This window comes from Streptomyces luteireticuli (assembly GCF_041519305.1).
In the GTDB taxonomy this organism is placed as follows: domain Bacteria; phylum Actinomycetota; class Actinomycetes; order Streptomycetales; family Streptomycetaceae; genus Streptomyces; species Streptomyces luteireticuli.
Genome location: NZ_CP167927.1, coordinates 2,555,158 through 2,567,602 on the forward strand (window position 1 = coordinate 2,555,158; position 12,445 = coordinate 2,567,602).

The window sequence follows — 12,445 nt, forward strand, 5'->3', positions numbered from 1 at the left end:
CGGTACGGAGAAACCTGGCGTGATCACACCGCCAGCGCCCGGTCCGTCGGCCGGATCGGTGCGGGCAGCGTGCTCGCACCGGTCAGGAAGCGGTCCACGGAGCGGGCCGCCGAGCGGCCCTCGGCGATGGCCCAGACGATGAGCGACTGGCCGCGGCCCGCGTCGCCCGCGACGAAGACGCCCGGGACGTTCGTCGCGAAGTCCGCGTCCCGTGCGACGTTGCCCCGCGCGTCCAGCTCCAGGCCGAGCTGCTCGACCAGGCCGTTCTCCCGGTCGGTGCCGGTGAAGCCCATGGCCAGGGTGACCAGTTGGGCCGGGATGCGGCGCTCCGTGCCCGGCTTCTGCTCCAGCTTCCCGTCCTTGAACTCCACTTCCACCAGGTGCAGCCACTGCACGTTGCCGTCCTCGTCGCCCTCGAAGCGGGTCGTGGAGACGGAGTAGACGCGCTCGCCGCCCTCCTCGTGGGCCGAGGTGACCTTGTAGAGGAGCGGGAAGGTCGGCCAGGGCTGGCCCGCCGGGCGGGAGTCGGACGGCCTCGGCATGATCTCCAGCTGGGTGACGGACAGGGCGCCCTGCCGGTGCGCCGTGCCGACGCAGTCGGCGCCGGTGTCGCCGCCGCCGATGACGACGACGTGCTTGCCCTCGGCCGTGATCGTGGGCGCGACGTAGTCGCCCTCCTGCACCTTGTTGGCGACGGGCAGGTACTCCATGGCGAAGTGGACGCCCTTCAGCTCCCGCCCGGGGACCGGGAGATCGCGGGAGGTGGTGGCACCGGCGGCGATGACCACCGCGTCGTACCGCCGGCGCAGCTTCGCCCCGTCGATGTCGCGGCCGATCTCCACCTCGGTGCGGAACTTGGTGCCCTCCGCCCGCATCTGCTCGATGCGCCGGTTGATGTGCCGCTTCTCCATCTTGAACTCGGGGATGCCGTACCGCAGCAGGCCGCCGATGCGGTCGGCCCGCTCGTACACCGCGACGGTGTGACCGGCCCGGGTCAGCTGCTGGGCGGCGGCGAGGCCGGCCGGGCCGGAGCCGATGACGGCGACGGTGCGGCCGGAGAGCCGCTCGGGCGGCTGCGGGGTGACGTCCCCGGCCGCCCACGCCTTGTCGATGATGCCGACCTCGACGTTCTTGATGGTGACCGGCTGCTGGTTGATGCCCAGCACGCACGCCGACTCGCAGGGCGCCGGGCACAGCCGCCCGGTGAACTCGGGGAAGTTGTTGGTCGCGTGCAGCCGCTCGCTCGCCGCCCGCCAGTCGCCCCGGTACGCGTAGTCGTTCCACTCGGGGATGAGGTTCCCCAGCGGGCAGCCGTTGTGGCAGAAGGGGATGCCGCAGTCCATGCAGCGTCCGGCCTGCTTGCCGAGGATGGGCAGCAGCGCGCCGGGGACGGCCACCTCGTTCCAGTCGCGGACGCGCTCGGCGGCCGGGCGGGAGGGGGCGACCTCGCGGTCGGTGGTCAGAAAGCCCTTCGGGTCAGCCATGGGTCGCCGCCTCCATCATCTTCTCGTGGGTCTCGGTCTCGGAGAGACCGGCTCGCTCGGCGGCGTCCTTGGCGGCGAGCACTGCCTTGTACGTGGCGGGGACGACCTTGCGGAAGCGGTCCGCGGCCGCGTCCCAGTCGGCGAGGAGGGCCGCCGCGACGGTGGAGGCGGTCTCCTCGTGGTGGCGGCGCACCACGCCGTGCAGCCACCGCCGGTCGGCGTCGTCCAACGGCTCGACGGCTCCGGCCAGTTCCCGGTTGACGTTCCGCTCGTCCAGGTCGACGACGTAGGCGACGCCGCCGGACATGCCGGCCGCGAAGTTGCGCCCGGTCGGGCCGAGGACGACGGCACGGCCGCCGGTCATGTACTCGCAGCCGTGGTCGCCCGCGCCCTCGCAGACCACGGTGGCCCCGGAGTTGCGGACGCAGAACCGCTCGCCGACGCTGCCGCGCAGGAACATCTCGCCGCCGGTGGCACCGTAGGCGAGGGTGTTGCCGGCGATGGTGGAGTACTCGGCGAGGTGGTCGGCGGCCCGGTCGGGGCGGACGACGATCCGCCCGCCGGACAGGCCCTTGCCGACGTAGTCGTTGGCGTCGCCCTCCAGGCGCAGGGTGACGCCGCGGGGCAGGAAGGCGCCGAAGGACTGGCCCGCGGAGCCGGTGAAGGTGATGTCGACGGTGTCGTCCGGCAGCCCGGCGCCGCCGAACTTCCGGGTCACCTCGTGGCCGAGCATCGTGCCGACGGTCCGGTTGATGTTGCGGATCGGCACCTGGGCGCGGACGGGCTGGGGCTCCTCGGCGCCGACGGTGTCGAGGGCGTCGGCGGCCAGCTTGATCAGCTGGTTGTCGAGCGCCTTGGCCAGGCCGTGGTCCTGGGCGACGACCTGGTGGCGGACGGCGCCGTCGGGCAGCTCGGGAACGTGGAACAGCGGCGTCAGATCCAGGCCCTGGGCCTTCCAGTGCCCCACGGCCCGCTCGACGTCCAGGAGTTCGGCCCGGCCGACGGCCTCCTCAAGGGTACGGAAACCCAGCTCGGCCAGCAGCTCACGGACCTCCTGAGCGATGAACTCGAAGAAGTTCACCACGAATTCGGCCTTGCCGGCGAACCGCTCGCGCAGCACCGGGTTCTGGGTGGCGATGCCCACCGGGCAGGTGTCCAGGTGGCAGACGCGCATCATGACGCAGCCGGAGACGACGAGCGGCGCGGTCGCGAAGCCGAACTCCTCGGCGCCGAGCAGGGCGGCGATCAGCACGTCGCGGCCGGTCTTGAGCTGGCCGTCGGCCTGGACGACGATGCGGTCGCGCAACCCGTTGAGCAGCAGCGTCTGCTGGGTCTCGGCCAGGCCCAGCTCCCAGGGCCCGCCCGCGTGCTTGAGCGACGTGAGCGGCGAGGCGCCCGTACCCCCGTCGTGCCCGGAGATCAGCACGACGTCCGCGTGCGCCTTGGACACCCCGGCCGCGACCGTCCCGACGCCGACCTCCGACACCAGCTTCACATGGATGCGGGCGGCCGGGTTGGCGTTCTTGAGGTCGTGGATCAGCTGCGCCAGATCCTCGATGGAGTAGATGTCGTGGTGCGGCGGCGGGGAGATGAGCCCCACGCCGGGCGTCGAGTGCCGGGTCTTGGCGACCCATGGGTAGACCTTGTGGCCGGGCAGCTGGCCGCCCTCGCCGGGCTTGGCGCCCTGGGCCATCTTGATCTGGATGTCGTCGGCGTTGACGAGGTACTCGCTGGTGACGCCGAAGCGTCCGGACGCCACCTGCTTGATGCCGGAGCGGCGCGCCGGGTCGTAGAGCCGCTCCGGATCCTCGCCGCCCTCACCGGTGTTGGACTTGCCGCCCAGCCGGTTCATGGCGATGGCGAGGGTCTCGTGGGCCTCGCGGGAGATGGAGCCGTACGACATGGCGCCGGTGGAGAACCGCTTGACGATCTCGGCGACCGGCTCGACCTCGTCCAGCGGGACGGGCTCGCGGTCACCGGCGAAGGAGAACAGGCCTCGCAGCGTCATCAGCCGCTCGGACTGCTCGTTCACGCGCCGGGTGTACTGCTGGAAGATGTCGTAGCGCCGCTCGCGGGTGGCGTGCTGGAGCCGGAAGACGGTCTCGGGGTCGAACAGGTGCGGCTCGCCCTCGCGGCGCCACTGGTACTCGCCGCCGATCTCCAGCCTGCGGTGAGTGGCGGGGATGCCGGTGGCCGGGTACGCCTTGGCGTGCCGGGCGGCGACCTCCCGCGCGACGACCTCCAGGCCGATGCCGCCGATCTTGGTGGTGGTGCCGTGGAAGTAGGTGTCCACGAAGGAGGCGTCGAGGCCGACGGCCTCGAAGACCTGGGCTCCGCGGTAGGAGGCGACGGTGGAGATGCCCATCTTGGACATCACCTTGAGCACGCCCTTGCCGAGCGCCTTGATGAGGTTGCGGATCGCCTGCTCGGGCTCGATGCCCGGCAGGAACGTCCCGGCGCGGACGAGGTCCTCGACGGACTCCATCGCCAGATACGGGTTGACGGCCGCGGCTCCGTAGCCGATGAGCAGCGCGACGTGGTGCACCTCGCGGACGTCGCCGGCCTCGACCAGCAGGCCCACCCGGGTGCGCTGCTTGGTGCGGATGAGGTGGTGGTGGATGGCCGAGGTGAGCAACAGCGAGGGGACCGGGGCGTGTTCGGCGTCCGAGTGCCGGTCGGAGAGGACGATCAGCCGGGCGCCGTCCGCTATCGCCGCGTCGGCCTCGGCGCACATCGCGTCCAGCCGGGCGGCCAGCGCGGCGCCGCCGCCGGAGACCCGGTAGAGGCCGGAGAGCGTGACGGCCTTGAGGCCGGGCAGATCGCCGTCGGCGTTGATGTGGATGAGCTTGGCCAGCTCGTCGTTGTCGATGACGGGGAAGGGCAGGGTGACGCTGCGGCAGGACGCCGCCGTCGGCTCCAGCAGATTGCCCTGCGGGCCGAGCGAGGAGACCAGGGAGGTGACCAGCTCCTCCCGGATGGCGTCCAGCGGCGGATTGGTGACCTGCGCGAAGAGCTGGGTGAAGTAGTCGAAGAGCAGCCGGGGCCGCTCCGAGAGCGCGGCGATCGGCGAGTCCGTGCCCATCGAACCGATCGGCTCCGCACCGGACTTGGCCATCGGCGCGAGGACGACGCGCAGCTCCTCCTCGGTGTAGCCGAAGGTCTGCTGGCGGCGGGTGACCGAGGCATGGGTGTGCACGATGTGCTCGCGCTCGGGCAGGTCCTCCAGGTCGATGAGCCCGGCCTCCAGCCACTCCCGGTAGGGCTGTTCGGCGGCGAGGGACGCCTTGATCTCGTCGTCCTCGACGATGCGGTGCCCGGCGGTGTCGACCAGGAACATCTTCCCCGGCTGGAGGCGGCCCTTGCGGACGACCTTCGCCGGGTCGATGTCGAGGACGCCGACCTCGGAGGAGAGGACGACCAGTCCGTCGTCGGTCACCCAGTACCGGCCGGGACGCAGGCCGTTGCGGTCGAGAACGGCGCCGACGAGGGTGCCGTCGGTGAAGGTGACACAGGCGGGGCCGTCCCAGGGCTCCATCAGCGTGGAGTGGTACTGGTAGAAGGCGCGCCGCGCCGGGTCCATGGAGGCGTGGTTCTCCCAGGCCTCGGGGATCATCATCAGCACGCTGTGCGGCAGCGAACGCCCGCCCAGGTGCAGCAGCTCCAGCACCTCGTCGAAGGAGGCGGAGTCGGACGCGTCCGGGGTGCAGACCGGGAAGGTCCGCTCCAGCGGCGCGTCGCCGAACAGCCCGCTGGCGAGCTGCGACTCCCGCGCCCGCATCCAGTTGCGGTTGCCGCCCACGGTGTTGATCTCGCCGTTGTGCGCCACGAAGCGGTACGGGTGGGCGAGCGGCCAGCTCGGGAAGGTGTTGGTGGAGAAGCGGGAGTGGACCAGGGCGATGGCCGTGGCGAAGCGGCGGTCGGAGAGGTCCGGGAAGAAGGGCTCCAACTGGCCGGTGGTCAGCATGCCCTTGTAGACGAGGGTGCGCGCGGACAGCGACGGGAAGTAGACCCCGGCCTCGCGCTCGGCACGCTTGCGCAGCACGAACGCCTTGCGGTCGAGCGCGATCCCCGTGCTCTTCCCGTCCGCGACGAACAACTGCCGGAACTCCGGCATCGTGGCCCGCGCCGAGCTGCCCAGCAGCTCGGGGGCGACGGGGACGGCACGCCAGCCGAGGACGGTGAGCCCCTCCTCGGCCGCGATCGTCTCGACCCGGGGAACATCGTCCCCCGATCCGAGGAACGCGATACCGACCGCATACGCGCCCGGCTCCGGCAGCTCGAAGTCCACGACCTCGCGCAGGAACGCGTCCGGGACCTGGACGAGGATGCCCGCGCCGTCCCCCGAGTCCGGCTCCGAGCCGGTGGCGCCGCGGTGCTCCAGGTTGCGCAGGACAGTGAGCGCCCGGTCCACCAGGGCATGGCTCGCCTCGCCGGTGAGGGTCGCGACGAAGCCGACGCCACAGGCGTCGTGCTCGTGGCGAGGGTCGTACATCCCCTGCGGGGCGGGGTGGGATGCAGAACGCATCGGCGCTCCCGTCGTCGTCTGGCATTCATGTGCGATGCATGCGTACCGAGGGACGACGTTGGCCCTCCGCGAAATTTCGTGCAGGTTACACACCAGCTCCCGCTATGCGGAAGACATGTCCCAATATGTGGACGTTTGGTGGATTCACCCTGCCGAACAGGCTGCGCGGGCGGCACTGCCCGCGGGTTTGTTAGGTGTGCCCTGTTGGCGGAGGGTTGAAACAGGGCCGAAACCTGCACGTTATGCGGTGCCCCGCAAAAGCATCACCCGACAGCGGTGCCGAAGGCAAGACCCAGCAGATAAGTCACCCCGGCCGCGGCCCCGCCGAGCAGCAGCTGACGCAGCCCGCTGAACCACCACGACCGGGCCGTCACCCGCGCCACGACGGCACCGCAGGCGAAGAGCCCCAGCAGGGCCAGCAGCACGGCCGGCCAGAGCGCGGTGGCACCGAGGAGGAAGGGCAGCAGGGGCAGCAGGGCGCCCAGCGCGAAGGAACCGAACGAGGCGAGGGCGGCGGTCATCGGCGACGGCAGGTCGGAGGGGTCTATGCCCAGCTCCTCGCGGGCGTGGATCTCCAGCGCCTGCTCCGGGTCGCGGGACAGCTGCCGGGCGACCTCCCGCGCGAGGGCGGGCTCCACCCCGCGCGAGACATAGAGCTCGGCCAGCTCCTCCTGCTCGTCCACCGGGTGCCGGCGCAGCTCGCGGCGCTCCACGTCCAGCTCGGCGAGGACGAGTTCGCGCTGCGAGGCGACGGAGGTGTACTCGCCGACGGCCATCGAGAACGCGCCCGCCGCGAGGCCGGCGAGCCCGGTGATCACCATCGTCCGGGAGGACACATCACCACCGGCGACACCGGTGAGGAGAGCGAGGTTGGAGACCAGACCGTCCATCGCCCCGAAGACGGCGGGACGGAGCCAGCCGCCGTTGACGTCGCGGTGCGTGTGGTTGTCGCGGTGGGCGCTGTGTGTGGCCGCGACGTTGTCGAGGACAGCCATGGTTTTTGCGTGCTCCTTCGGGCGTGTTCGGCACGGGGCGCCGATGGGTTCGAAGGTACGCACGATTGCGGTGATCCGCTAGCAAGGAAGGCCGAACTTACCTCACTGACCAGGGGTTTTGCCCCGGCCCCGCCCTTTCACCGTTTCCTGCGCTCCCGCGCGGGGCAACGCGGCTGCGCCGCGTTCGTCCTCAAACGCCGGACGGGCTGATTTCCGCGCCCGGGCGCGAAATTCAGCCCGTCCGGCGTTTGAGGACTTCGCCCGAAGGGCGAACGGGGGCCCGGGGGTCTCCCCGGAAGAAACGGTGAAAGGGCGGGCCAGGGGCAAACAACCCCCCGGCTACTTAGCCGCCTTCGGCTCCGCCCCACCGGAGGACGCGCCGTCCCCGACGGCAGCGTCCTCGGAAGCCCCCGGCTCCACAACCGCCTCCCGCCCAGGCACCTTCCGCGAAGAAATCACGATGTACGCCACCGCCGCCACGAACACCAGAATCGACGTCCATCCATTGAGCCGCAGACCCAGCACATGATGCGCCTCGTCCACCCGCAGGTACTCCGTCCAGAAGCGCCCCACCGTGTACGCCGCCACATACAGCGCGAACGCCCGCCCGTGCCCCAGCTTGAACCGGCGGTCCGCCCAGATCACCAGGGCCGCGACGCCCAGGCACCACAGCGACTCGTACAGGAACGTGGGGTGGTACGTACCCGCCACCCGCCCGATCGCGGGATCGGCATCGATCTTCAGTGCCCACGGCACGTCCGTCCGCTTGCCGTAGAGCTCCTGGTTGAACCAGTTGCCCCAGCGGCCGATCGCCTGCGCGATCGCGAGTCCGGGGGCCACCGCGTCGGCCCAGGCCGGCAGCGGGATGCCCCGGCGGCGGCAGCCGATCCACGCGCCGACCGCGCCCAGCGCGACCGCACCCCAGATACCGAGGCCGCCCTCCCAGATCTTGAAGGAGTCGACCCAGTTCCGGCCCTCGCCGAAGTACAGCTCGTAGTCGGTGATCACGTGGTAGAGCCGGCCGCCGACGAGGCCGAAGGGCACGGCCCAGACGGCGATGTCGGCGACGGTCCCGGCCCGGCCGCCGCGCGCGATCCAGCGTCGGTTGCCGAGCCAGACGGCGACGAAGACGCCGATGATGATGCAGAACGCGTAGCCGCGCAGCGGGATCGGGCCCAGGTGAAGGACACCGGTCGACGGGCTGGGGATGTATGCGAGATTCATGGCACCACCGACGCTACCCTGCCGGGCTGTGTACGCGACAACCCACCTGTACAACGGCTGCGTAACGGGGGTAACGAGGAGCCTCAGTGCTCCTTTCCCGCCGCGACCGTCATCTCCCGCAGCTTCGCCGAGGTCAGCGGGTGGGCGGGATCACCGTAGATGCTCTTGCCGTTGAGCAGGACGGTCGGTGTGGCCTTCAGCTTGAGCTTGCGGAACGCCTCGTGGGACTGCTGGACCCAGCTGTCGTGCGTGCCGTCGTCCACGCACTTCTGGAAGCCGGGGGTGTTGAGCCCGGGCACCTGGCCGGCCAGTTCGTACAGGCGGGAGGTGGCCGCGAAGGCGTCGTTCGTCTCGGGCGGCTGGTTCTTGTAGAGCACGTCGTGGTACGCGGAGAACTTGCCCGCGTCCTGCGCGCAGGCGGCCGCGTTGGCCGCGGTGAGGGAGCCCTTGCCGCCCAGGTTCTTGTCGATGAGCGTGACGATGTGGTACTCGGTGCGCAGCTTGCCCTCGTCCTCGAGGTCGTGGATCGTCTCGCGGTAGGCGTTCTCGAACAGGGCGCACGCCGGGCAGCGGAAGTCCTCGTAGACCGTGAGGGTCGCCCTGGCGGCCGGCTTGCCGACCGGGATGGTCGAGCCGCCCTTGCCGAGGGCGCCCTGGGGCGGCACCGCCGGGCCGGCGGCCGTCTCCTTCTTCCCCCCGGAGTTCGCGACCAGCGCCGCGACGCCCGCGCCGGCGCCCAGCACCGCGAGCACCACCACGCCCGCGATCATGCCCCGCCTGCGTCTGTCCTTGGCCTCGTCCTTGAGGCGCTGTTCCTGCAGCCGCTCGCGGGCGGTGCGCTTCCCGTCGCTGTTCTTCTGGCTCACGTCCCCGTACAACGAACCGGGGGTGCGGCCCAGCGCACCCCCGGTCACAGGTTCCTTCGAACGGGTTACCCGCTAACCCCGCCGCACTCCCGCCGCGAGGTCCCCGGCGAGGGCGCGCACGGCCGCGAGACCGGACTCGGGGTCGGGCGCGTCCAGCAGCCGCTTGACGAAGGCGGAGCCGACGATGACACCGTCGGCGAAGCCGGCGACCTCGGCCGCCTGCACCGCGTCCGAGACGCCCAGGCCCACGCAGACCGGCAGTTCGGTGACCGCGCGGGTGCGGCGCACCAGGTCCTGGGCCTCGCGGCCGACGGACTCCCGGGTGCCGGTGACGCCCATGAGCGAGGCGGCGTAGACGAAGCCGGAGCCGGCCGCCGTGATCTTCGCGAGCCGCTCGTCGCGGCTGCTGGGGGCGACGACGAAGACCGTGGCCAGGCCGTGCTGTTCGGCGGCCTTGCGCCAGGCGTCGGACTCCTCGACCGGCAGGTCGGGCAGGATGCAGCCCGCTCCCCCGGCCGCGGCGAGGTCGGCGGCGAACCGCTCGGCGCCGTAGTGGTCGACCGGATTCCAGTAGGTCATGCAGAGGATCGGCGCGCCGGTGGCCCGGTGCACCTCGCCGACCGTGCGGATCACGTCGGCGATCCGGATCCCGCCGCGCAGGGCGATGTCGTCGGCGGTCTGGATGACGGGACCGTCGAGGACGGGGTCGCTGTGCGGCAGGCCCACCTCGACGATGTCGCAGCCGCCCTCGATCATGGCGGTCATGGCCCGGACGCCGCCGTCCACGGTGGGGAAGCCGGCCGGGAGGTAGCCGACGAGCGCGGCGCGGTTCTCCGTCCGGGCCTTGGCCAGGACGTCGTTCAACAGCCCGATGTTGCCGCTCACTTGGCGTCCCCCTCGTCCTTGGTGGAGTCGTAGAGCCCGAAGTAGCGGGCCGCCGTGTCCATGTCCTTGTCGCCGCGTCCGGAGAGGTTGACCAACAGCAGCCCGTCCGGGCCCAGTTCGCGGCCGACCTCCAGCGCCCCGGCGAGCGCGTGGGCGCTCTCGATGGCGGGGATGATGCCCTCGGTGCGGGAGAGCAGGCGCAGCGCCTGCATGGCCGCGTCGTCGGTGACGGCCCGGTATTCGGCCCGTCCGGTGTCCTTGAGGTACGAGTGCTCGGGGCCGATGCCGGGGTAGTCCAGTCCCGCCGAGATCGAGTAGGGCTCGGTGATCTGCCCGTCCTCGTCCTGGAGGACGTAGGAGCGGGAGCCGTGCAGGATGCCGGGGGTCCCGGCGGTGAGGGTGGCCGCGTGCTCGCCGGTGGCGACGCCGTGCCCGCCGGGCTCGCAGCCGATGAGGCGGACGCCGGTGTCGGGGAGGAAGGCGTGGAAGAGGCCGATAGCGTTGGAGCCGCCGCCGACGCAGGCCAGCGCGGCGTCCGGGAGGCGGCCGGCGCGCTGGAGGATCTGCCGGCGGGCCTCGACGCCGATGACCCGGTGGAAGTCGCGGACCAGCGCCGGGAAGGGGTGCGGTCCGGCGACGGTGCCGAAGAGGTAGTGGGTGCGGTCGACGTTGGCGACCCAGTCGCGGAACGCCTCGTTGATGGCGTCCTTCAGCGTGCGGCTGCCGGACTTCACGGCGATGACCTCGGCGCCGAGCATCCGCATCCGGGCGACGTTGAGCGCCTGGCGCTCGGTGTCGACCTCGCCCATGTAGATGGTGCAGTCGAGGCCGAAGAGGGCGCAGGCGGTGGCGGTGGCGACGCCGTGCTGGCCGGCGCCGGTCTCCGCGATGACGCGGGTCTTGCCCATCCGCTTGGTGAGGAGGGCCTGGCCCAGCACGTTGTTGATCTTGTGCGAGCCGGTGTGGTTGAGGTCCTCGCGCTTGAGGAACACCCGGGCGCCGCCTGCGTGTTCGGCGAAGCGCGGCACCTCGGTGAGGGCGCTGGGGCGCCCGGTGTAATTGACCATGAGGTCGTCGAGCTCGGCGGCGAAGGACGGGTCGGCCTTGGCCTTCTCGTACTCGGCGGCGACCTCGTCGACGGCGGCGACCAGCGCCTCGGGGATGAACTTGCCGCCGAAGGCGCCGAAATAGCCGTTGGCGGTGGGGACTTGGCCCTCGGGGTCGGGCAGGAAGAACTCGGAAGACACGGGTGTCACTCCTGTGAAAGGACAGCGAACAGTGGCCTGGGTTACGGCTGTGCCGTCCCGCGCCATCGCATCCCGTTGATCTGCCCGGGCTCGCACCCGATGTGGTACCGCACCCTGCGGCCCCGGACCCGCCGCGCGGGGGCGCGGCAGCCGCGCGGGCGGCAGCCGCGGCGCAGCCGCGCGTACGCGTCGCCGGCGGCCGGTCCGGCCGCCGGCCCTGCCGCGGGCACCACGGCGGACGCCGGGCGGTGACCCGGCTCCGTGCGGCGGACGCGGCGGTGGCTCATGGCGGGCTTCAGCCCCGCCCGTGCCGCAGCGCCGGGTGGGCCCCGGCGGCGACCAGGTCGGCCACGGCGCCCTTGGGATCGCGCCCGGTCACCAGGGACTCGCCGACCAGGACCGCGTCGGCCCCGTCGTTGGCGTAGGCGATCAGGTCGTGCGGCCCGCGGACGCCGGACTCGGCGATCTTGACGATGCCGTCGGGGATCTCCGGGGCGACCCGGGCGAAGGTGCCCCGGTCCACCTCCAGGGTCTTGAGGTTGCGCGCGTTGACGCCGATGATCCGGGCCCCAGCGGCGACCGCCCGCTCGACCTCCTCCTCGTCGTGCACCTCGACCAGCGGGGTCAGCCCGATGGACTCGGCGCGCTCGATCAGGGAGACCAGCGCCTCCTGCTCCAGCGCGGCGACGATCAGCAGGGCGAGGTCGGCGCCGTAGGCCCGGGCCTCCCACAGCTGGTAGGCCGTGACGATGAAGTCCTTGCGGAGGATGGGGATGTCGACCCGGGCCCGGACGGCCTCCAGGTCGGCGAGCGAGCCGCCGAAGCGCCGCTGCTCGGTCAGCACACTGATGACGGACGCGCCGCCCGCCTCGTAGTCGGCGGCGAGCCCGGCGGGGTCGGCGATGGCGGCCAGCGCGCCCTTGGACGGGCTGGAGCGCTTGACCTCGCAGATGACCGAGACGTTCTCACCGCGCAGGGCGGCGGCGCCGTCCTTCGCCTGTGGCGCCTTCGCCGCGCGCTCCTTGAGCTCGTCGAGGCTCACCCGCGCCTGCCGCTCCGCGAGGTCGGCACGGACTCCGTCGATGATCTCGTCGAGCACACTCACGCGAGCGGCCCCCTTCCGGGCTCGGATGATCCTCGCTGATGCGGTTCGTACTCACCCCACCAGCACACTGTGATGGTACTTGGCCTTGGGCTGAGCCCGCGCATCCGGTTGACG

General features: G+C 71.7%; 9 protein-coding genes. All 9 read right to left on the reverse strand.

Annotated features, from left to right (window positions below):
• Positions 1 to 23 precede the first annotated feature (23 nt).
• The 9 genes from AB8735_RS10740 to trpC all read right to left on the reverse strand — a co-directional run bounded on the left by AB8735_RS10740 (position 24) and on the right by trpC (position 12,331).
• A complete protein-coding gene (locus tag AB8735_RS10740; RefSeq protein ID WP_372406870.1) occupies positions 24 to 1,484 on the reverse strand; it encodes a glutamate synthase subunit beta in 1,461 nt (486 codons plus the stop codon).
• Positions 1,477 to 6,009 (reverse strand): glutamate synthase large subunit, encoded by a 4,533-nt coding sequence (gene gltB / locus AB8735_RS10745; protein ID WP_372406872.1) that lies wholly within the window; start codon positions 6,007 to 6,009, stop codon positions 1,477 to 1,479. The genes AB8735_RS10740 and gltB overlap by 8 nt, the downstream gene beginning before the upstream one ends.
• Positions 6,010 to 6,272: 263 nt before the next feature.
• Positions 6,273 to 7,004: a VIT1/CCC1 transporter family protein gene (locus AB8735_RS10750; protein WP_344024319.1), complete on the reverse strand. Its 732-nt coding sequence runs from the start codon at positions 7,002 to 7,004 to the stop codon at positions 6,273 to 6,275.
• A gap of 339 nt (positions 7,005 to 7,343) precedes the next feature.
• On the reverse strand, positions 7,344 to 8,228 hold the full coding sequence (gene lgt / locus AB8735_RS10755) for a prolipoprotein diacylglyceryl transferase (protein ID WP_344024321.1): 885 nt from the start codon (positions 8,226 to 8,228) through the stop codon (positions 7,344 to 7,346).
• A gap of 83 nt (positions 8,229 to 8,311) precedes the next feature.
• Positions 8,312 to 9,094: a DsbA family protein gene (locus tag AB8735_RS10760; RefSeq protein ID WP_372411818.1), complete on the reverse strand. Its 783-nt coding sequence runs from the start codon at positions 9,092 to 9,094 to the stop codon at positions 8,312 to 8,314.
• A gap of 72 nt (positions 9,095 to 9,166) precedes the next feature.
• Positions 9,167 to 9,979, reverse strand: coding sequence for a tryptophan synthase subunit alpha (gene trpA, locus AB8735_RS10765; RefSeq protein ID WP_344024323.1), 813 nt, complete (start codon positions 9,977 to 9,979; stop codon positions 9,167 to 9,169).
• Entirely contained in the window at positions 9,976 to 11,226 is a 1,251-nt protein-coding gene (gene trpB, locus AB8735_RS10770) for a tryptophan synthase subunit beta (RefSeq protein ID WP_344024325.1), read from the reverse strand. The genes trpA and trpB overlap by 4 nt, the downstream gene beginning before the upstream one ends.
• Positions 11,227 to 11,267: 41 nt before the next feature.
• A complete protein-coding gene (gene trpM, locus AB8735_RS10775; protein ID WP_344024327.1) occupies positions 11,268 to 11,513 on the reverse strand; it encodes a tryptophan biosynthesis modulator TrpM in 246 nt (81 codons plus the stop codon).
• Between the two features lie 8 nt (positions 11,514 to 11,521).
• A complete protein-coding gene (gene trpC, locus AB8735_RS10780) occupies positions 11,522 to 12,331 on the reverse strand; it encodes an indole-3-glycerol phosphate synthase TrpC (protein WP_344024329.1) in 810 nt (269 codons plus the stop codon).
• Between the last annotated feature and the right edge of the window lie 114 nt (positions 12,332 to 12,445).